Origin of the sequence: Thermoflavimicrobium daqui (assembly GCF_003313465.1) — a bacterium.
GTDB lineage: Bacteria > Bacillota > Bacilli > Thermoactinomycetales > Thermoactinomycetaceae > Thermoflavimicrobium > Thermoflavimicrobium daqui.
On sequence record NZ_KZ845669.1, the window covers coordinates 95,645 to 117,319 of the forward strand.

Sequence of the window (21,675 nt, forward strand, 5' to 3'; positions counted from 1 at the left end):
TATGCTAATGTAATAAATTGCAGAAAGTCTATCTGAACGAACTTAACCATTTTTTGCTAAGTACATTTCTTCTAGTTTTATTTTGCCATTAATTGGTTAAGATAGGTAAATAAACTACATCTAGGTTAAAATGAGGTATTACACCCATTTTCTTTTTTTAGGCACAAACGCCTTGATAGCGTCAAGCGACTCGGTACGAGGGGGGAGTTTGTTTGGCTGGTAAAATGATAGAGTGCGGTCGGAGGCAAAGAAGGAGCTATGCTCGAATTCATGAAGTCTTAGAACTGCCTAATCTGATTGAAATTCAAAAGAAGTCGTATGAGTGGTTTCTCGATGAAGGACTTCGAGAGATGTTTCGTGACATTTCTCCCATCGAAGACTTCACCGGAAATCTTGTACTCGAATTTATCGACTACAGTTTAGGTGAAACCAAGTACAATGTAGAAGAAGCCAAAGATCACCAAGTGACCTATGCGGCTCCTCTACGTGTGAAAGTACGACTCATTAATAAAGAAACTGGCGAAGTAAAAGAACAAGAAGTATTCATGGGAGACTTCCCACTAATGACCGAGACTGGTACCTTTATCATTAATGGTGCTGAACGTGTCATTGTTAGCCAATTGGTTCGTTCACCTAGTGTGTATTATAACACGAAAGTAGATAAGAACGGTAAACCAACTTATACAGCAACGGTAATTCCGAATCGTGGTGCTTGGCTCGAGTTTGAAACAGATGCCAAAGATATCATCTATGTAAGAATTGATCGTACTCGGAAAATACCAGTGACAGTTTTGTTACGTGCTTTAGGGTTTAGTAGTGATGCTGAAATCCTTGATCTTTTGGGTGATGATGAGTATGTTCGGAATACCTTGGATAAGGATAATACCGGAAATACAGAAAAAGCATTGATAGAAATCTATGAACGCTTACGACCAGGTGAACCACCTACTGCTGATAATGCCCGTAGTCTTTTATATTCCCGTTTTTTCGATCCAAAACGCTATGATTTAGCAGCAGTGGGTCGATACAAGATCAATAAAAAACTGCATATTAAAAACCGCTTATTGAACCAAAAGCTTGCCCAAGCTATCGTTGATCCTGAAACAGGTGAAATCTTAGCAGAAGCAGGTACAACATTAGAGCGTCGTGTTCTTGATAAACTACTTCCTTACTTAGTTGGAGACCAAGCTGTTGGTTTACAAGATCATTCGGTACGTGGTGGTGTACCTGATGAAGGGGCTATTCGATTGCAGACGGTACATATTGAATCACCGCTGCAAGAGGGTAAAGCGATCAAGGTGATTTCAAACGGAGAAATTGATCAGTCTGTTAAACATATTACTCCAGCTGATATTATTTCTTCCATCAACTATTTTATTAACTTACTACATGGTGTAGGTACAATTGATGACATTGATCATTTAGGAAACCGTCGTCTTCGTTCGGTTGGTGAGTTGTTACAAAATCAATTCCGTATCGGTTTATCTAGAATGGAACGGGTTGTACGCGAACGGATGTCTATTCAAGATGCGAATGCAATTACTCCACAGGCACTTATTAATATTCGTCCTGTGATTGCTTCCATTAAAGAATTCTTTGGTAGCAGCCAGTTATCACAGTTTATGGATCAAACCAATCCACTTGCAGAGTTAACTCACAAACGACGTTTATCTGCACTTGGACCAGGAGGTTTAACCCGGGAGCGTGCAGGGTTTGAAGTGCGTGACGTTCACCACTCACACTATGGTCGGATGTGTCCAATCGAAACTCCTGAGGGACCGAACATTGGTCTGATTAACTCATTATCCTCATATGCTCGTATCAATGACTACGGTTTTATTGAGACACCATATCGGCGTGTTGATCCTGAAACAGGACGTGTAACAGATCAGATTGATTACTTAACTGCTGATGAAGAGGATAACTACTATGTAGCGCAAGCAAATGCACTCATTGATGATGAGGGTAATTTTATCAATGATTTAGTAGATGTTCGTTATCAGGATGAGATCTTAACAGTACCACGTGATCGCGTAGACTATATGGATGTTTCTCCTAAACAGGTAGTTTCAGTTGCTACAGCATGTATTCCGTTTTTGGAAAACGATGATTCGAACCGTGCCTTAATGGGATCAAACATGCAACGGCAAGCTGTTCCATTATTAATGCCTCAAGCTCCTTTTATTGGAACGGGGATGGAGCATAAAGCAGCACGTGATTCAGGTGTTATGATTTTGGCTAGACGAGGTGGGACGGTTGAGCGTGTAACTGCCAATGAAATCTGGGTTCGTCATGAAAAAGAAGTAGATGGCGTTCTTGTAAGAGGTGACCTAGATAAATATAAGCTCACTAAATTTTCTCGTTCTAACCAAGGAACTTGTATTAACCAACGTCCTTTGGTTCGCGCAGGAGATAAAGTGAAAGCAGGAGACGTTTTAGGAGACGGTCCATCGACAGAGCAAGGTGAAATGGCATTAGGACGTAATGTAGTGGTAGCCTTTATGACATGGGAAGGTTATAACTACGAGGATGCTATATTGCTTAGTGAAAAACTGGTTAAAGAAGATGTATATACTTCCATTCACATTGAAAAACATGAAATAGAAGCACGTGACACCAAACTAGGTCCGGAAGAGATCACCCGAGATATTCCTAACGTGGGTGAAGAGGCTCTAAAGAACTTAGATGAACGTGGAATTATTCGTGTGGGAGCCGAAATTAAGGCAGGAGATATCTTAGTAGGAAAAGTTACACCGAAAGGAGTAACAGAGCTGACTGCTGAGGAACGGCTACTTCATGCTATTTTCGGAGAAAAAGCTCGGGAAGTTCGGGATACTTCTTTACGTGTACCGCATGGCCAAGATGGTATTGTAGTTGATGTAAAAGTATTTACACGTGAAAATGGCGATGAATTACCTCCAGGTGTAAATCAATTAGTTCGTGTCTATATTGCCCAAAAGCGGAAGATTTCCGAAGGGGATAAAATGGCTGGTCGTCATGGAAATAAAGGGGTTATTGCTCGGATTCTACCTGAAGAAGATATGCCATTCTTACCAGATGGTAGACCTGTAGAAGTGGTGCTTAACCCACTTGGAGTACCTTCGCGGATGAATATTGGACAGGTACTTGAAGTCCATTTGGGAATGGCAGCCAAAGCACTTGGGATACACGTGGCAACCCCGGTTTTTGATGGAGCTACCGAGATCGATGTATTTGATACACTCGAAGAAGCTGGCTTATCTCGTGATGGTAAAACAGTTCTTTATGATGGAAGAACAGGAGAGCCATTTGAAAATCGAGTTACCGTTGGTGTCATGTATATGATCAAGCTGGCACATATGGTTGATGATAAGATCCATGCTCGCTCAACAGGACCATATTCACTCGTTACGCAACAGCCATTAGGTGGTAAAGCGCAGTTTGGTGGACAACGGTTTGGTGAGATGGAGGTATGGGCACTTGAAGCTTATGGTGCAGCTTATACCCTCCAAGAGATTTTAACTGTGAAGTCCGATGATGTGGTTGGACGGGTTAAAACTTATGAATCGATTGTCAAAGGTGAAAATGTGCCTGAGCCAGGCGTGCCTGAGTCGTTTAAGGTATTGATTAAAGAGCTGCAAAGTCTTGGAATGGATGTTAAAATCCTTGCTGAAGATGAGAAAGAAATCGAGATGCGTGAGTTAGATGATGAGGATGAACCATCCAATGATAAGTTAGGCTTAGACTTAGATCCAGAAGAAAATGCCCGGTCAACTTCATAATGATGGATGATGGGGAGCGCTAAAAAGCTTGCTCCCTATTTCCACCCTACCTATATAACGGGATGAATCCTGAGGGAGGAATGCCCATGTTAGACGTAAATAACTTTGAATATATGAAAATCGGCCTCGCCTCTCCTGAAAAAATTCGCTCATGGTCTCGTGGTGAGGTAAAAAAGCCTGAAACGATCAACTATCGTACTTTAAAGCCCGAAAAAGAAGGTTTGTTTTGTGAAAAGATTTTTGGTCCAACGAAGGATTGGGAGTGTCACTGTGGTAAGTATAAGCGGGTTCGTTATAAAGGAGTAGTTTGTGACCGTTGTGGTGTTGAGGTGACTCGTGCCAAAGTACGTCGTGAGCGTATGGGACATATTGAACTAGCTGCCCCTGTATCCCATATTTGGTATTTTAAAGGGATTCCAAGTCGAATGGGCTTGGTTTTAGATATGTCTCCACGTTCACTCGAAGAAGTCATTTACTTTGCTTCTTATGTGGTGGTTGATCCTGGATCTACAACACTTGAGAAAAAACAGCTACTTTCTGAAAAAGAATATCGCAGTTATCGTGAGAAATATGGTAATGCGTTTGTTGCTACTATGGGAGCTGAAGCGATAAAGAGACTTTTACAAGATATCGACCTCGATAAAGAAGTAGAACTACTTAAAGAAGAGTTAGCTACCGCACAAGGGCAACGGCGTAATCGAGCTGTGAAGAGGCTAGAAGTACTTGAAGCATTTCGTTCATCAGGTAATAATCCAGAGTGGATGGTACTAGATGTACTACCTGTCATCCCACCTGAGCTCCGTCCTATGGTTCAGTTAGATGGTGGACGATTTGCTACTTCAGATCTCAATGATTTATATCGTCGTGTGATTAACCGGAATAATCGTCTCAAACGTTTGCTTGACTTAGGTGCACCCGATATCATCGTTCAGAACGAAAAGCGGATGTTACAAGAAGCAGTCGATTCATTGATCGATAATGGTCGTCGGGGTCGTCCTGTCACAGGACCCGGTAATCGTCCACTAAAATCACTATCCCATATGCTCAAAGGGAAACAAGGACGTTTCCGACAAAACTTACTTGGGAAGCGAGTAGATTATTCAGGTCGTTCTGTTATCGTTGTAGGACCATATTTAAAAATGTATCAGTGTGGTTTACCGAAAGAAATGGCACTGGAACTCTTTAAGCCTTTTGTAATGAAAGAGCTAGTAGCCAAAGGATTAGCTCATAATATTAAAAGTGCAAAACGGAAAGTAGAGCGCGTTCATCCAGAAGTCTGGGATGTGTTAGAGGAAGTAATTAAGGAGCACCCTGTTCTTTTAAACCGTGCACCTACCCTTCACCGCTTGGGTATTCAGGCATTTGAACCAGTTCTTGTCGAAGGACGGGCTATACGTTTGCATCCATTGGTTTGTACAGCGTATAATGCAGACTTTGATGGTGACCAAATGGCGGTTCACGTACCATTATCCGCGGAAGCTCAAGCAGAGGCACGACTGTTGATGCTTGCAGCTCAAAATATATTGAATCCGAAAGATGGAAAGCCTGTTGTGACTCCTTCTCAGGATATGGTTTTAGGTTGTTATTATTTAACCATTGAAAAAGAAGGAGAAAAAGGAGAAGGAAGTATATTCCATTCAATCGGTGAAGCAATTAACTCCTATCAACAAGGATATGTTACATTACACTCGCGGATTGCTATCCCAGCGAAAAATATTAAGAAATCCTCCTTTACTGAGAAGCAAAAACAGGCTTTATTAGTTACGACCGTTGGTAAATTAATTTTTAATGAGATTTTCCCAGCTGAGTTTCCATATCTAAATGAACCGACCTCAAGGAATTTTAATGGAACTCCTGATAAGTTCTTCATCTTTGAAAAAGGAATAAACGTAAAAGAATTTTTAAGTAAACTTCCTGATCCTGGTGCTTTTAAAAAGAAATTCTTAGGATCGATTATTGCAGAGATCTTCCGCCGTTTTGGAACAACCATTACATCAGAGACACTGGATAAGATTAAAGCCCTAGGTTATTCCTATTCAACCAAAGCTGGCATTACGATGTCGGTTTCTGATGTTAAGGTTCCAGAAGAAAAACAAGAAATTCTAAATGAAGCACAGAAAAAAGTCGATACGGTCTTGAAACAATATCGTCGGGGTCTGATTACGGATGAAGAACGCTATGAGCGAGTTATTTCGATCTGGAGTCAATCGAAAGATCAGATTACTGAAGTATTAATGAACAATATGGGTAAATATAATCCGATCTTTATGATGGCTGACTCTGGAGCACGGGGTAACGTTTCACAGATTACACAGTTAGCTGGTATGCGTGGTTTGATGGCAAACCCTGCAGGTAAAATTATTGAGCAACCAATTCGTACCAACTTCCGGGAAGGTCTTACCGTGTTAGAATACTTTATTTCTACTCACGGTGCGCGGAAAGGATTGGCAGATACAGCCCTTCGTACTGCGGACTCTGGTTATCTGACACGCCGTTTAGTAGATGTAGCCCAGGATGTTATTGTTCGTGAAGATGACTGTGGAACAGATAAAGGGCTTGCTGTCACAAAGATTAGCGATGGAAATGAAATTATTGAGGGCTTGTATGACCGAATTGTAGGTCGCACTGCTTTTGAAACAGTACGCCATCCTGAAACAGGAAAAATCATCGTGAAGCGCGGACAAATGATCGACGAAGAATGTGCTTCACATATGATTGAAGCGGGTATCGAAAAAGTTGTCATTCGCTCTGTTCTACTATGTCGTACGAAACACGGTGTCTGTAAAAAATGTTATGGTCGGAACTTGGCTCTAGGTACACCTGTCGAGATTGGTGAAGCAGTTGGAATTATCGCTGCTCAGTCCATTGGAGAACCAGGAACTCAGTTAACCATGCGTACTTTCCATACCGGTGGTGTAGCTGGAGATGATATCACACAAGGTTTACCGCGGATTCAAGAGCTATTTGAAGCACGGAATCCAAAAGGCTTAGCGATTATTAGTGAAATTAGCGGAAAAGTCATTGATATTCGTGAAGTGAAAGATCGCCGTGAGATTGAGATCGAAGGCGAAGTTGAAACCAAAGTACAGCATGTACCATATGGTTCACGAATTAAAGTAGCTGTTGGCGATATCATTCAAGCCGGTGATGAGCTTACTGAAGGATCAATTGATCCAAAAGAACTTTTACGTGTTAAAGGAATCAAAGGCGTACAAGGTTACCTATTGCAAGAAGTACAGAAAGTATATCGTTTGCAAGGGGTAGAAATTAACGATAAGCACGTGGAAGTAATGATTCGCCAAATGATGCGAAAAGTTAAGGTCACTGATTCCGGTACAACGGAACTACTTCCAGGAGCGACTGTAGATATTCATGACTTTGAAGAAGCCAATCGCAAAGTTCTTTTATCGGGTGGTGAGCCAGCTGTAGCCCGTCCAATTCTGCTCGGGATTACGAAAGCTTCGCTGGAAACAGAGTCTTTCTTGTCAGCAGCATCATTCCAAGAAACAACACGCGTTTTAACCGATGCAGCAATCAAAGGAAAGGTAGACCGATTACTAGGGCTAAAAGAAAATGTAATTATTGGTAAGTTGGTTCCGGCTGGAACAGGTATGGCACGGTATCGTACTTTACAACCAAAACTTGCTAACGAAATTACGGATGACTTAGAATCAGTCACTAAAGAAACCGTTCTTGTAGAGTAGAGATTTGGAAAAACGTTTTTTCATGACATTTTATTGACAGATGAATGCTTCGGTGGTAAGATATTTTCGTGTGCTTGGGAATTCTTCACTTTGGAGGGCGAATCGATGTCTTATGAAAAAGTGAAACAAGCAAAGTGGATCGCGATTGGTACCAAGCAAACAAGAAAAGCAATTGAGCAGGGAAAAACAGAAGAAGTTTATGTGGCTGTTGATGCTAAACCACATATTACGGATTTGATCATTTCACTGTGCAAACAACACGGAGTTGCTGTTGTTCGTGTCGATTCGATGAAAGAGCTCGGAAAGGCATGTGGCATCGAAGTATCGGCTGCTACAGCAGCAATTTTATCCGATTGAGCGACTATAGATTTGACCGCGTACAAATCAATGTGCGCGGTCCCATGTTGAAATAAGTCGTTCGTCTTTTTAGATTCAAAAATGAACCGCCTGGATCTGTGGTCTTAATTTATTGAAAAGAAGGAGGTGCGACGAATGCCAACAATTAATCAGCTAGTTCGTAAAGGTCGTAAGAGTAAAGTGACGAAATCGAAATCTCCTGCTCTTCAAGTAAGTTACAATAGCTTTAAGAAAGCACACGTTCCACAAAGTTCTCCACAAAAACGTGGTGTGTGTACTCGTGTTGGTACCATGACCCCGAAAAAACCGAACTCAGCTTTACGTAAATATGCGCGTGTACGTTTAAGCAACAATATTGAAGTCACAGCGTATATTCCAGGGATTGGACATAATTTGCAAGAACACTCCGTTGTTCTTGTTCGTGGTGGTCGTGTAAAAGACTTACCTGGTGTACGTTATCACATCGTACGTGGTACACTCGACACTGCAGGTGTGGCTAATCGTATGCAAGGTCGTTCTAAATATGGTGCAAAACGTCCTAAAAAATAAATGAATGATTAATGATAAAACATCAATCTAGGAGAAAAGGAGGGAAAAGCATGCCGCGTAAAGGCCCAGTACCTCGCAGAGAAGTACTGCCAGATCCTATTTACAACAGCAAGCTTGTTACTCGCCTTATCAATCGTCTTATGTACGATGGTCAAAAAGGACAAGCGCAAAGAATCTTATACGAAGCGTTTGATCGGATTCGTGAGCGCACGGGTAATGATCCAATGGAAGTATTTGAGCAAGCATTAAAAAATGTAATGCCGGTACTTGAGGTGAAAGCACGTCGTGTTGGTGGTTCAAACTACCAAGTTCCTGTTGAGGTTAAACCAGAGCGTCGTACCAGTCTCGGACTGCGTTGGCTCGTAAGCTATGCTCGCCTACGTAATGAAAAAACAATGCAAGAACGTTTAGCAAATGAAATCTTGGATGCTGCTAATAATACGGGATCAGCTGTGAAGAAGAAAGAAGATACTCACCGTATGGCAGAAGCAAACCGTGCGTTTGCACATTATCGCTGGTAATCGCATCAAATTCCTGTGAACATGAAGGGAGAAAATTCCGATGGCACGACAATTCTCCTTAGAAAAAACACGCAATATCGGAATCATGGCTCACATTGATGCAGGAAAAACAACAACCACTGAGCGGATTTTGTTCTATACTGGTCGTGTTCATAAGATCGGTGAAACACATGAAGGTGCTGCACAAATGGACTGGATGGAACAAGAACAAGAGCGTGGTATTACTATCACCTCTGCTGCTACTACTGCTCAGTGGAATGACCATCGTATTAATATTATCGATACGCCGGGTCACGTTGATTTCACTGTAGAGGTAGAGCGTTCACTGCGTGTATTAGATGGAGCTGTAGGTGTTTTTTGTGCAAAAGGTGGCGTAGAGCCACAATCCGAAACCGTATGGAGACAAGCTGATGGCTATCGTGTCCCACGGATTGCGTATGTAAATAAAATGGATATCCTAGGTGCTAACTTCGAAAGTGTTGTTGAGCAATTACGTGAGCGCCTCGGTGCTAATGCGATTGCGATTCAACTCCCAATCGGTGCCGAAGATACTTTTGAAGGAATTATTGACTTAATTGAAAATAAAGCGATGTTCTATCTTGATGATCTGGGTAAGGAATATGAAGTTCGTGATATTCCTGCGGATTATCAAGATAAAGCTGAAGAATATCGTACTCAACTCATTGAGGCTGTTGCTGAATTAGATGAAGATCTTATGATGAAGTATTTAGAAGGGGAAGAGATCACCATCGAGGAGATCAAATCCGCTTTACGTGAAGGAGTATGTAAAGTTCAAATTACTCCAGTACTTTGTGGATCTTCATACAAAAATAAAGGGGTACAATTACTCCTTGATGCAGTTGTAGATTACTTGCCTTCACCACTCGATGTACCAGCTATTCAAGGGGAACTTCCTGATGGATCTGAAGCGGTACGTCATTCTAGTGATGAAGAACCATTCTCTGCGCTTGCGTTTAAAATCATGACAGATCCTTATGTAGGTAAACTTACCTTCTTCCGTGTATATTCGGGAGTTTTGGATTCTGGATCTTATGTATTAAACTCTACAAAAGGTAAGCGCGAGCGGATCGGTCGTATCGTACAAATGCACGCAAATCACCGTGAAGAAATCAACAGAGTATACTCTGGGGATATTGCTTCTGCAGTAGGCTTAAAAGATACTACCACTGGTGATACTCTCTGTGATGAGAAGAACCCAATTATCCTTGAGTCTATGACATTCCCTGATCCTGTGATTGAGATTGCAATCGAACCAAAATCAAAAGCAGATCAGGATAAAATGGGCATTGCTTTAGCAAAATTGGCTGAAGAAGATCCCACCTTTAAAACCTATACCAATGAGGAAACAGGTCAAACCATCATTTCTGGTATGGGTGAGTTGCATCTAGATATCATTGTTGATCGTCTAAAACGTGAATTTAAAGTAGAGGCAAATGTGGGTGACCCACAAGTTTCTTACAAAGAAACATTCACTTCTTCTGCAAAAGTAGAAGGGAAGTTTATCCGTCAATCCGGTGGACGTGGACAATATGGTCACGTTTGGGTTGAATTCGAACCACTTGAAAGAGGTAAAGGTTTCGAATTCGTTAATAAAATTGTAGGTGGTGTGGTACCAAGAGAGTACATCCCTGCAGTTCAATCCGGTATTGAAGAAGCTCTCCAAAATGGCGTTTTAGCTGGTTATCCAATGATTGACGTTCGTGCAACTTTAGTAGATGGATCTTACCATGATGTAGACTCATCGGAAATGGCATTTAAAATTGCTGGTTCTATGGCTCTAAAAGCTGCTAAATCTAAATGTAACCCTGTTATTCTCGAACCGATTATGAAAGTAGAAGTAACGGTTCCAGAAGAATATATGGGTGACGTAATGGGGGATATCAATTCACGCCGAGGGCGCGTAGAGGGTATGGAAGCACGTGCTGGTGGCCAAATCATTCGTGCAATGGTTCCGCTTGCTAATATGTTTGGTTATGTAAATACTCTACGTTCTCGTACACAAGGTCGTGGTACCTTCATTATGCAGTTTGATCACTATGAAGAAGTACCAAAAAGCGTAGCTGAAGAAGTAATTAAAAAAGCTACTGGTGCATAATCACTATTTTTGTTATAAAGATACTGGAGAAGCGTTAACCCGCTTCCCCGGCTCTTTCAAATAAATCTTATACTTCACTCACATACTTACACTTGTATTTAAGGAGGATTTAATCATGGCTAAAGCCAAATTCGAGCGTAATAAACCTCACGTTAATATTGGTACTATTGGTCACGTAGACCACGGTAAAACCACTTTGACAGCTGCTATTACTGCTGTTCTTGCTCAAGCTGGTAAAGCTCAAGCACAAGCATATGATCAAATCGATAAAGCTCCAGAAGAAAAAGAGCGTGGTATCACCATTTCTACCTCTCACGTTGAGTATGAAACCGATAATCGTCACTATGCTCACGTAGACTGCCCAGGTCACGCTGACTATGTTAAAAACATGATTACTGGTGCTGCTCAAATGGACGGAGCGATCTTGGTAGTATCTGCTGCTGATGGCCCAATGCCACAAACTCGTGAGCACATCTTGCTTTCCGACCGTGTAGGTGTTGAATATATTGTAGTATTCTTGAACAAATGTGACATGGTTGACGATGAAGAACTTCTTGAACTCGTTGAAATGGAAGTTCGTGATCTTCTGTCTGAGTATGGTTTCCCAGGAGATGACATTCCAATCATTAAAGGTTCTGCATTAAAAGCTCTTGAAGATCCAACTGGAGAAGCTGCTAAACCTATCCATGAACTTATGGCTGCTGTTGACGAGTATATTCCAGAGCCACAACGTGATGTTGATAAAACATTCTTGATGCCAATCGAGGACGTATTCTCTATCACTGGTCGTGGTACTGTTGCTACTGGTCGTGTAGAGCGTGGAATTATCCAATCAGGTCAAGAAATAGAAATCGTAGGTCTTGGTGAAACTCGTAAAACCGTATGTACTGGTATCGAGATGTTCCGTAAAATCCTTGACCAAGCACAAGCTGGTGACAACATCGGTGCACTTCTCCGTGGTGTAGACCGTAAAGAAATCCAACGTGGTCAAGTACTTGCAAAACCAGGTACTGTTAACCCACACACCAAATTTAAAGCACAAGTATACGTTTTAAGTAAAGAAGAAGGTGGACGTCATACCCCATTCCTTAACGGATACCGTCCACAATTCTACTTCCGTACTACTGACGTTACTGGTGTAATCAAGTTACCAGAAGGTACCGAAATGTGCATGCCTGGTGACAACGTTGAAATGGAAGTAGAACTTATCGCTCCTATCGCTATTGAAGATGGTACTAAATTCGCTATTCGTGAAGGTGGACGTACGGTAGGTTCTGGTTCCGTAACCGCTGTTATCGAAAAGTAATGTTGATAAGACTACTGGCTATATGTCAGTAGTCTTTTTTTATATGGAATTTTTTTGGGGAGGGTACTTATTCATCAATTTGTGATGTTTTGTTGCGCCTCTAATAAAGTACTCTGGTTCAACTTAAGATAAAAAAGAACTTCTCTTACGTATGGTCTTTTTTATGTAAGAAGAAGTCCATTTTGTGATATGTTAAATTGGCAATGCTTAAAATCAATTTAAAGTATCTGATCACTTTTAGGAATAGAATGGATCACAAAGCTATTGAAATAAAGCAGATTGTAACGTGATTTTTTAGAGTTCCATTTGATGGTAAGAGGTCTTTATAGTTATTTCGATTGCCTAAATGAGGAATAGCATAACATTTATTCCCTCTATATCTTCTTTATCGAATGCCATGAGCTACTTTTTGAATTAATCCTTTTGCGCTTACTAAACTAGTGATTAATCCAACAATAAAAAAGAGTAAGCTACTTAGGTTACCATTTGATTTTACCATTTTTACTAGTAATAGTATGAGTGGTAAATGATAGACTCTCTCAATAGTAATAAACACAACCATAATTACTAAAAAATAAGCTCCAGAAATCCAGAAATATCTGTGACCAGGTTGTATTAATTCAATATAAAGATAGGGAATTAAAAGGAAAAGAAAGAGCCCAAAAAAGGAAAGAATCAATGAAAAGGTTTCTCCGGCTGTTATTTCAATTTTAAACAGAACAGGTATGCTAAAAAAAAGAATCATAAATATAAAACAGTATATAAATAACGCCATGATCAAGATATGAAGAAGGCGACTTATCAATATAGAGTGAGTAGAAATAGGAAATGAACGTAAAAAAGTGATTTCTTGGCGTATCTGATCTCGGTAAAATGATTGAAATGAGAAATGCTCTGATTTAATCATGGCTGGTAAGATTAACAGATAACTAAACAAATAGTTACGAGAGATCTCCAAGAGGAGATTATTATCTTTAGTATTTAAAAGCATGATTGGTAGACATATAAATACAGACAAGAGATTGATCAGGAATATATGCATAGAAGAACGGATAGATTGCTTAGTTAAACTAATCATATCTCTCCACATATTTTCTATCCTCCTTTTTATTTCTTATTTTATAAGACGATGTTTTCTGGTAATCTCTGTTATGATATCCTCGATCGCCATTGCAGTGACTTTCAGAATAGGGATATTTTTGGTTTGAAGGGCTTGAAGGGTTTTTTCAGCATTCGAACTAATTAAGCATGAAGTTGGTGCGCTTTGGTCGAGTCGTATTATATTTGGAATATCCTCGGTACTTTCTAGTGGTTTTTGCAGCCAGATTGTACGCCATTGTTCGATTAATGTATCTTTTTCAAAGGTGCCTAAAATCATCCCACGATCCATAAGGGTAATATAATCGGCTACTTTATTGATTTCTTCGCTAGAATGAGTAGCAATGACCGCTGTGCGATCGCCATCCTGAATCCAATTGAGTAATTGTTCATAAAAGATTTGCCTCGAAATGAAATCATATCCATTGGTAGGTTCATCTAAAAGAAGCAATTTTGTATGACATGCAAGTGCGAGTGAAAAGAGTAGTTTTCGTTTGCTTCCTGTTGATAAATTTATATATGGTTCACGGTCTGAGATCTCGAACTGCTCAAGAAGTGAGATAAAATACTGCTGATCCCAATTTGGATACCATTTATGATAGAAGTTAGCCAATTTTTGAGCAGACCATCTTTCTGGTCCTAAATATTCAGGAGGAATATAGCTAATTTGTTCTTTAATCTCTTTTTCTGCATGAGGATAGTTCATACCAAAGATAGAGATTTGACCTTGGTCAGGGATGATGAGACCCATGATTGTTTGTAGTAACGTGCTTTTACCTGCACCATTCGACCCGATCAATGCATGAACATACCCTTCTTCTATGGAAAGGTCGATTGGACCTAATTGAAATCTAGGGAACGAAAGCGATACTTGCTGTATTTGGATAACAGATGCTTTGGTCGTCATATGAATCACCTCATCATATAATGGTTATTCGGAGGGGAAAATTTCCGTACAGAGTTTTTGAAATAAGGCTTGTAACTCTTCTTTTGGATAATGAAGGCGGATGGCCGTCTGAATTGCTTCATTTAAGGCTTGTTCGATTACTTCTTGTTTATATTTTTTGCTTTGATCTGTCTTTACCTCTGCGACAAAAGTCCCTCTTCCTTGCCGTGTATAGATAAGCCCTTCATACTCAAGGTCTTGGTATGCACGACGCGTAGTAATGACACTACAAGATAAACTTTGTGCAAGAGCACGTATAGAAGGAAGGGAGGTTCCCGCAGGTAGCTGTCCACTAACAATGAGATCTCGTAGTTGATGCTTAATTTGATGATAAATGGGTTCTGAACTATTTAGATTCACTTCGATAGGTAAAATCAGAATCACCCCCTCGTAGATACGAGTAAATAAAAAAGTTAAGTAGACTAATAAATAACATGGGTATCCGATTAAGATCATCAGTAAAGCTAAAGAACGATAAGCATAATTTTCGATACGATAAGAGCCAGCCATGGTTAACATACTTAAAAAGATAAAGGATTCAATCTATGATACAAACCAAGGATGAAAATGGTAATCGATGTGGTTACCTAGTAAAATAAAGGTACATAAAATGTAATAGAATCAACCGAGAATGATCGTAGGAATTTAATCCTTTAAGGTGAAAGTGATTAAACTCCATATTCTCCTCATGCGTATAGTCTCCCTCTATCCATATTAGAAAAGTGAGGGTATAAAGACTAAATCATACTAATCTATTTAGCCATTTTCGTTTATGCTTGTTTCTAAATCATATTTTCTTCCATTTCGATTGTATGATCATAAACCAGCCGAATAGTATTAAATAACCCAATAACAAAATACAAATCGGATATAAAACTTGCTGTTCTTCTATCCAATATCTAACCTTACCGAGGAAATAAAATGAGAATATTGATTGAAGACTAGATAAAAGTAGGGTAAGCCCAGTAATATAACCTATACAAATCCAGATTATATTTTGAGAACTAAATATCGTCCAATAAAGAATAGGACCGATAACTAACATGGAAAGACCCATAAATATGAAAACAAGGAGAATGACTCCAGTAAGTGTAAAATGATTAGGATGATACACATCATATAAAATTGGAATGGAAATACCATAAATGAAGATCATCGCGATATTCATATAAATGAGCCGACTTAACAGAATACTTTGACTGTTAAGTGGCATAGTGTGTAAAAAGTAAAACTCCTTTCGATAACTGTAGCGAATGAAATCAAGATGTTTATTCATAATTAATTGGGCTGGTAATAAAGCAATACTAATCAGAACAAGGGTATCGAAAAAGAAAACGATAAAATTAACTCCAATGTTTGAAGTAAGATGAATGTCAAACAGTCGAATTTGAAATATGGGATTTAAGAGTAAGAAGGTCATAAGCCAAATAGGAATATTCCCTATCCAGAATTTTTGCAGAGCCTTTTTGCTTAGCCACCAAGCATCTTTCCATATCATCTACTTTTCACCTTCCTAGTTAAGTCTTGGCTTAATATAGAGGAATCCTTTTTTGTTGGCAATAGGGAAATTTTAAAATTGATATCTGCGTTTTTTTACAATTACTGATGTGATTTTATTTGGTATCATTATCTATATATGGCTTTGCAAGTAACTCTAGTTATGAAGAGTTGCTAGTCGATAGTAGCGACTAGCAACCTTTTTTAGTTTGCAAGCATTCGTTTAGGCTGTTTAAAGAGGCTAGCACTTATCCATATCATTAGTACGATAAACACAAAACTACTACCGATTGCGAGTAGGAGATGGGAGAAAGTGAGACTTTGGGCTGCACCTTCATAGACAACGGATTGAATATTGGAAAATGGAATAAAGAAGAATGTATGGGATAATGTTTCTTGACCTTGCATACCAAAACCGATATAAAAGGTAATCCCTCCGGGTACTAATAATACAGGTGTATAATACCCTTGTGCTTCTTTATAAGATTTTGCGAAGGTGCTAACGAAAAGAAGTAAAGCAGCACACATTCCAATATATAGGAGTAAAAGAATAACCAACCCGATATGAAAATGGATAGGAAGAGCTTTTAGCCAGCTAATATTCAAGGTTGGATTTTTCAGTAAAGGCTGAATTCCACTGTAGATGGAAAAAGAGATAATAACAGAAAGGGCTGAGTAGAAACAAACCGCTAACCATTTTCCACTCCAGATCGTGGTCGCAGAAAAAGGAAGGGATAGTATCGAGCGGATCGTTCCACGTTCTCTTTCTCCAGCGATCGCATCGGTTGCAATGGCTGAACCAGCAATTAAAGGAGTCATAGCGATAATGATATTGAACATAGCGAAGCCTTGGTATATTTTAAGGAAGGTGTTTTCCTTACCTTGTGTTTTCGAAGTGATTAGTTTGAATTGGTTTTTCGATTCCTTTGGTGATAGTTTACTTTGGTTTAGTTTGTATACATAGTTTTCGATTTGGGTGATTAATACAGGATTGGGTTCTTTATCTGAGACATAGAGTTTCATCTGCTTCGTATTCTTATCCAAATCGATATATACATTCGATTTACCTTCTTTTACTTCTTTGGCAGGATCTTTAGCGATATAGGTTTTAATGCCACTCATCTTGGTAAACTGATCTTGATCAGTTTTACTCCAAGCGGATGTTACAGCAACCTTGTAGTCCAAAGAAGTGTCACTTTGGGAAAAGTTTGAGCTATCACCAGCAAAGCGATCTGTTGCAAAAGCAATTCCGACCCACATCAAAACGGGTAAGAGTAGAGCATTGAAAATGGTTTTGCGATCACGAAATTGTTCTAGGATTTCTTTTTTAAAAATTAACCAAATGGCCTTCACTTTGTTACCCTCCGATCACTTTTCTCATTACTTCTGTTAAATTATTGGTTTGCATGGTTTCGTAAAGTTTAGTTAGAGTTCCTTGGAAGCTAACGATTCCACTTTGCAAGATAATAACTTGCGAGCATAAGGCTTCGACTTCTTCCATGATGTGTGTAGAGAAGATGATCGTTTTACCTTCTGCTTTTAGATCTTTAAGAAGATCTTGGAATGATAGACTTGCAGAGATATCCAAGCCTGTTGTTGGTTCATCGAAAAAGATGATATCTGGATCATGAATTAAAGTACGGATAATTGCTGTTTTCTGATGATTTCCTTTGGATAATGCACCAGCTGGTTTGTGTAAATGTGGAGTGAGTTGTAATCGTTCTGCCCAATCTTTAATGCGCTGATCATAAATAGATTGGGGTACACCAAAAAATTCAGCAAAATAAGATATGTTTTCATAGGCAGTTAATCGATGATAAAGACCTGTATCATTCCCAAATAATAAGCCAATATGTTTTTTTACGTATAATGGATCACTTTGCACATTTTTACCAAGTACCTTTGCCTCTCCAGAAGAGGGGATGATTAATGTAGACAAGATTTGTAATAAGGTCGATTTCCCCGCACCATTAGCTCCAAGGAGCCCTACAACTTCTCCTCTTTCGACCGAAAAGTCAACCTTTTTTAAGGCGATCGTTTTATCAAATTTTTTTTCTAAATTGCTGACTTCAATAACCTTATCAGTCATTGTTTCTCCTCCTTTATATCTGAAATTTATTAATAATGATTTGAATATTTCGAGTAGCTTTGGTGTTCGCCTTCGTATTTCATGTATAAAGAGTAATTTCTCCAAATAAGAATGCTCGTTAAAAATATTAAATATAATTGTATATGCAGTTCATACTGTGTATATCTATATTAACAGTATAATGATAACAAAGAACTGTCAATAAGATTTTTTTATTTATCAATAGAATAAGATATCATTGATATAAAGTACTGCTTATAAAAGGGATTATAAGGGGCTTTAAATGGATATTTTTCTTATAGATTGCATACAAAAGGTAGCTTGTATAGAGAGGGATATGAGGCGATGAGCGGCTGATTAAGAGGCCAACCTTAAGATAGTGTAATAAATCAGCTTTATGATTGCACCAGCAGGTATGAGCAATAAAAGGTAAAATTCCCTAAAAAAAGCTGACACATATAATTGGGTGTCAGCTGAGTACAATATGAATAAACTGGAGGAGACAACTCTGAAAATGTATTGCTGAAATTAAAGCTTGTAGAATCTAGCCTTAATGAGGCTTGAATTTCTACTTTCACAATAAATGATAATGATAATTATTTTCATAATCAAGTGTATTTTAGTAAATTATAAGCCCTCTACGAAATAATAATTTATTTTGTAAATAAAAAACGACATTATTCACAGCAAAAATTGTCATCGCTTGATATGTTTCACCATTCCGTTGTAAAGTTAATGACCTAGTGGTCTATGATTTGCAATTAACATGAGTAATTTTTGTGCAAATTGCGCTTCTTTTGGATCCGAAAAGGGATCGGAAACGATATTATCAAGATATGTATAAATATAGTTTAAAGTCATTGCTTTTTCTTGATCACTTTTTTTAACGATTTTTTCATGAAGCTCTTTGAGTACCATATGTAAAACTCCTCTCCATTTGGTTATTCTCATTTCTCATCCATTTACTAAAATATATATTTACTTACTAATAAATATTTATGAAACCATATGTTATTGATAAGGAAAGAAGCTAAGCTACTGTATCCCCATTGGTTTAAGCATCTATTCATTTTAGAGATACCCCAAAAAGGAGAGTTAAAACATTAACCTTACTTTCTGTCATAAATAGTATATAATTAACTCTATTTAGTACTTAATTGGTTGTTTTTTCTTTTTGTATATTCTCCGAGTATAATATGAAAAATAATAAAGAAATTAGCTTACTAGCAAGTATCTTTAAGTCCTGATTTATAAATATCGAATGAGGATAATCAGGGGGGCTCTGTCTCAAATAGCAGTAATTTAAACTAGGTTATCTATCTCATTTTTGTTATAATTTTACTTAATGTGTTTAATAACTTTTGGGTAGGGCGAGGGGCTATAATGAAGAAGGTACGAAGGCGAAGGTGCTAGAGAGATTTTTTCAACTAAAAAAATACCAATCATCTCTGAAACAAGAGTTAGTTGCAGGACTTGTTTCATTTTTTACGATTGTTTATATTGTTGTCGTTAACTCATCGATTTTAGCGGACGCAGGAATCCCTTTTGAAGCTGGAGTGATTGTGACTGCACTTACCTCATTTGTGGGATGTTTATTGGTAGGACTGTATAGTAATACTCCTATTATATTAGTACCAGGTATGGGGATTAACGCACTGTTTTCGTATACGATTGTAAAATCAATGGGACTTTCATGGCAAGAAGCCTTGGCAGCCGTTACTGTGTCTGGGCTTATTTTTGTCGTCGTTGCATTCACTAAACTGTCCCATTTAATTATGACAGCGATCCCAGACTCATTAAAAAATGCTACAACTGTAGGTATTGGTCTCTTTTTAACGTTTATCGGCTTACAAAAAGGCGGAATTGTGATTTCTAGCCCAAGTACATTTGTCTCCTTAGGGCATTTAGGAAGTCCACATGTGATCGTTACTATTATAACTTTAATCATTACCTTAGTATTATTTGTACGACAAGTTCCTGGTAACTTCCTGATTAGTATCGTCTTGGGAACAGGACTTTCCTTTATTTGGGGAATCGTTGATATTAGTCATCTTCAGAGTACTGCGCTTCCTTTTGCTAGTTATGCCAAAGTATTTATGGGCTTCTCTTTTGCAAAGTGGTGGAGCTTGCCGTTTTGGGTGGCAACTTTTTCGTTAGCTTTGGTGGTTATTTTTGAAAACATGGGTCTGGTTCATGGATATCTTCAACAGTTAGGGCGTCCTGAAGACCAGTCTCGGGTATTACAAGCGAATGCTATTTCTGCGGCGAGCTGTGGTTTGCTTGGAACCAGCCCGACAGTATCTACAGCTGAAACGGTTGCAGGTATTGCGGCAGGGGGACGAACAGGTCTTACTGCTATCATCACTGGCACGTTATTTTTGATCGCTTTATTTTTTATTCCTTATATTCGGTTGATCCCGGATAGTGCTATTGCCCCTATTTTAATTTTGATCGGGGGAATTATGATCCAAAGCATCCAAAGCATCAACTTCAAAGATTTGAGTGAAGGTCTTCCTGCTTTTTTTGTGATTGTATTTATTCCTTTAACCTACAGTATTGTTGATGGGCTCGCTTTTGGATTTATCGCATATCCTTTGTTAAAATTAGTATTGGGTAAACGAAAAGAAGTAGCTTTTCCACTTTACTTGGTTTCATTTTTATTTCTACTGAATTTCGTTATAAATGCCCTAGAAATGTAAAAATAAAAGCTGTTTCCTTGATGCAGAGGGAGCAGCTTTTGTTGTGTTTAAATTGGTTATGGATTAAATAAGACAATGTCTAAGGGGATGGCTCAATATAGAATTAAATTAATATAAACGATGATATTATTTGCATATATACAAAGATACGAGCGGAAAATGGACAGGGATTTGGATGTGAGGTAATTAAAAAGGCAAATTCAAAGTATAATTGAATATTGGATAGGTTTATGAAGTACCTATAAGATATTGAAATTCATGTAACTTGCCAAGCTGCTCTGGCTATACATTAAAAATGTTTTAGAAATAGGCAATATTGTGACTATAGAAGTACTGTAACTTCGGATATTGAGGTCTAGCGGCATTTTGTTTAAGAGTTGAACCTCGCTTATTAATTTTAACTTGTTTTTTTTTCTAACTATGTAATAATTAATAAGTTGTTACTGTATATAGATGAACTAATGGAAGAGAGTATTGATAACAAAAATGCCATATTAGCTGTCGGTATGTAATTTTTATCGATTTTTTGGCGAAACCATAACAATTTCTCTTGCGTCCATTCCATTTTTTCAGTATAATATCTACCGTTGGTCTCTATGAACAGCGATGAAGTGGAAGGTTGCCGACACACCCGGCCCCATTGCCATGGGCTGGGAGGGAAATTTCCATGGAGAAGTTCATTTCTTAAAATGAGCGAGAAGGAGGGTATATGCATGGCAAAACAAAAAATCCGCATTCGTCTTAAAGCGTATGACCACCGCGTATTGGATCAATCTGCTGTGAAAATTGTTGATACAGCGAAACGGACAGGTGCACAAGTTTCAGGTCCGATTCCGCTACCAACAGAAAAAGCAGTTTACACGATCTTGCGGGCGGTTCACAAATATAAAGACTCTCGTGAGCAATTTGAAATGCGCACTCATAAACGTCTCATTGACATTATTAATCCAACAGAGCAAACTGTTGATGCGCTAATGAGATTGGATTTGCCATCTGGCGTTGATATCGAGATCAAATTATAATCTGTCATTT

The 21,675-nt window shown here is 38.7% G+C and carries 16 protein-coding genes; 9 read left to right on the forward strand and 7 right to left on the reverse strand.

The window, feature by feature from the left end; all coding sequences use genetic code 11:
* Window positions 1-224: 224 nt before the first annotated feature.
* The 7 genes from rpoB (at window position 225) to tuf (ending at window position 12,314) form a co-directional block, all read left to right on the forward strand.
* On the forward strand, window positions 225-3,761 hold the full coding sequence (rpoB, locus tag DL897_RS12825) for a DNA-directed RNA polymerase subunit beta (protein WP_420824139.1): 3,537 nt from the start codon (window positions 225-227) through the stop codon (window positions 3,759-3,761).
* A gap of 86 nt (window positions 3,762-3,847) precedes the next feature.
* Window positions 3,848-7,465 (forward strand): DNA-directed RNA polymerase subunit beta', encoded by a 3,618-nt coding sequence (gene rpoC / locus DL897_RS12830; protein WP_113659548.1) that lies wholly within the window; start codon window positions 3,848-3,850, stop codon window positions 7,463-7,465.
* A gap of 105 nt (window positions 7,466-7,570) precedes the next feature.
* Window positions 7,571-7,822 (forward strand): 50S ribosomal protein L7ae-like protein, encoded by a 252-nt coding sequence (locus DL897_RS12835; protein WP_113659549.1) that lies wholly within the window; start codon window positions 7,571-7,573, stop codon window positions 7,820-7,822.
* A gap of 135 nt (window positions 7,823-7,957) precedes the next feature.
* The gene (gene rpsL / locus DL897_RS12840) at window positions 7,958-8,371 is read left to right on the forward strand and encodes a 30S ribosomal protein S12 (protein WP_113659550.1); all 414 of its coding nucleotides are present in this window, start codon (window positions 7,958-7,960) and stop codon (window positions 8,369-8,371) included.
* 50 nt (window positions 8,372-8,421) lie between these two features.
* On the forward strand, window positions 8,422-8,892 hold the full coding sequence (gene rpsG, locus DL897_RS12845) for a 30S ribosomal protein S7 (protein WP_113659551.1): 471 nt from the start codon (window positions 8,422-8,424) through the stop codon (window positions 8,890-8,892).
* A 40-nt stretch (window positions 8,893-8,932) separates the two neighbouring features.
* Window positions 8,933-11,008, forward strand: a complete 2,076-nt coding sequence (gene fusA / locus DL897_RS12850; protein WP_113659552.1) for an elongation factor G — start codon at window positions 8,933-8,935, stop codon at window positions 11,006-11,008.
* Window positions 11,009-11,123: 115 nt separating this feature from the next.
* Window positions 11,124-12,314, forward strand: coding sequence for an elongation factor Tu (gene tuf, locus DL897_RS12855; RefSeq protein ID WP_113659553.1), 1,191 nt, complete (start codon window positions 11,124-11,126; stop codon window positions 12,312-12,314).
* 385 nt (window positions 12,315-12,699) lie between these two features.
* On the opposite strand, the gene DL897_RS12860 is transcribed toward tuf, so the two are convergent.
* From DL897_RS12860 to DL897_RS12890, 7 genes are all read right to left on the reverse strand, one after another.
* Window positions 12,700-13,404 carry a hypothetical protein gene (locus DL897_RS12860; RefSeq protein ID WP_113659554.1) on the reverse strand — a complete coding sequence of 235 codons (705 nt, stop codon included), beginning with the start codon at window positions 13,402-13,404 and terminating at the stop codon, window positions 12,700-12,702.
* 24 nt (window positions 13,405-13,428) lie between these two features.
* Window positions 13,429-14,319 (reverse strand): ATP-binding cassette domain-containing protein, encoded by an 891-nt coding sequence (locus tag DL897_RS12865; RefSeq protein WP_113659555.1) that lies wholly within the window; start codon window positions 14,317-14,319, stop codon window positions 13,429-13,431.
* Window positions 14,320-14,343: 24 nt separating this feature from the next.
* A complete protein-coding gene (locus DL897_RS12870; protein ID WP_338067096.1) occupies window positions 14,344-14,868 on the reverse strand; it encodes a GntR family transcriptional regulator in 525 nt (174 codons plus the stop codon).
* Between the two features lie 277 nt (window positions 14,869-15,145).
* Window positions 15,146-15,856 carry a hypothetical protein gene (locus tag DL897_RS12875; RefSeq protein ID WP_113659556.1) on the reverse strand — a complete coding sequence of 237 codons (711 nt, stop codon included), beginning with the start codon at window positions 15,854-15,856 and terminating at the stop codon, window positions 15,146-15,148.
* A 203-nt stretch (window positions 15,857-16,059) separates the two neighbouring features.
* The gene (locus DL897_RS12880; RefSeq protein ID WP_113659557.1) at window positions 16,060-17,208 is read right to left on the reverse strand and encodes an ABC transporter permease; all 1,149 of its coding nucleotides are present in this window, start codon (window positions 17,206-17,208) and stop codon (window positions 16,060-16,062) included.
* Window positions 17,209-17,212: 4 nt separating this feature from the next.
* A complete protein-coding gene (locus DL897_RS12885; RefSeq protein WP_113659558.1) occupies window positions 17,213-17,944 on the reverse strand; it encodes an ABC transporter ATP-binding protein in 732 nt (243 codons plus the stop codon).
* A 732-nt stretch (window positions 17,945-18,676) separates the two neighbouring features.
* Entirely contained in the window at window positions 18,677-18,862 is a 186-nt protein-coding gene (locus DL897_RS12890; protein ID WP_113659559.1) for a hypothetical protein, read from the reverse strand.
* Between the two features lie 443 nt (window positions 18,863-19,305).
* Here DL897_RS12890 and DL897_RS12895 point away from each other — a divergent pair, with 443 nt between their 5' ends.
* On the forward strand, window positions 19,306-20,643 hold the full coding sequence (locus DL897_RS12895) for an NCS2 family permease (RefSeq protein ID WP_420824138.1): 1,338 nt from the start codon (window positions 19,306-19,308) through the stop codon (window positions 20,641-20,643).
* 713 nt (window positions 20,644-21,356) lie between these two features.
* Window positions 21,357-21,665, forward strand: coding sequence for a 30S ribosomal protein S10 (gene rpsJ, locus DL897_RS12900; RefSeq protein WP_113659561.1), 309 nt, complete (start codon window positions 21,357-21,359; stop codon window positions 21,663-21,665).
* Window positions 21,666-21,675: the final 10 nt, after the last annotated feature.

Coding starts and splice junctions, on each gene's coding strand:
- rpoB (WP_420824139.1), top strand. CDS start 225: ATGATAGAGTGCGGTCGGAGGCAAAGAAGGAGCTATGCTCGAATTCAT.
- rpoC (WP_113659548.1), top strand. CDS start 3,848: ATGTTAGACGTAAATAACTTTGAATATATGAAAATCGGCCTCGCCTCT.
- DL897_RS12835 (WP_113659549.1), top strand. CDS start 7,571: ATGTCTTATGAAAAAGTGAAACAAGCAAAGTGGATCGCGATTGGTACC.
- rpsL (WP_113659550.1), top strand. CDS start 7,958: ATGCCAACAATTAATCAGCTAGTTCGTAAAGGTCGTAAGAGTAAAGTG.
- rpsG (WP_113659551.1), top strand. CDS start 8,422: ATGCCGCGTAAAGGCCCAGTACCTCGCAGAGAAGTACTGCCAGATCCT.
- fusA (WP_113659552.1), top strand. CDS start 8,933: ATGGCACGACAATTCTCCTTAGAAAAAACACGCAATATCGGAATCATG.
- tuf (WP_113659553.1), top strand. CDS start 11,124: ATGGCTAAAGCCAAATTCGAGCGTAATAAACCTCACGTTAATATTGGT.
- DL897_RS12860 (WP_113659554.1), bottom strand. CDS start 13,404: ATGTGGAGAGATATGATTAGTTTAACTAAGCAATCTATCCGTTCTTCT.
- DL897_RS12865 (WP_113659555.1), bottom strand. CDS start 14,319: ATGACGACCAAAGCATCTGTTATCCAAATACAGCAAGTATCGCTTTCG.
- DL897_RS12870 (WP_338067096.1), bottom strand. CDS start 14,868: ATGGCTGGCTCTTATCGTATCGAAAATTATGCTTATCGTTCTTTAGCT.
- DL897_RS12875 (WP_113659556.1), bottom strand. CDS start 15,856: ATGATATGGAAAGATGCTTGGTGGCTAAGCAAAAAGGCTCTGCAAAAA.
- DL897_RS12885 (WP_113659558.1), bottom strand. CDS start 17,944: ATGACTGATAAGGTTATTGAAGTCAGCAATTTAGAAAAAAAATTTGAT.
- DL897_RS12890 (WP_113659559.1), bottom strand. CDS start 18,862: ATGGTACTCAAAGAGCTTCATGAAAAAATCGTTAAAAAAAGTGATCAA.
- rpsJ (WP_113659561.1), top strand. CDS start 21,357: ATGGCAAAACAAAAAATCCGCATTCGTCTTAAAGCGTATGACCACCGC.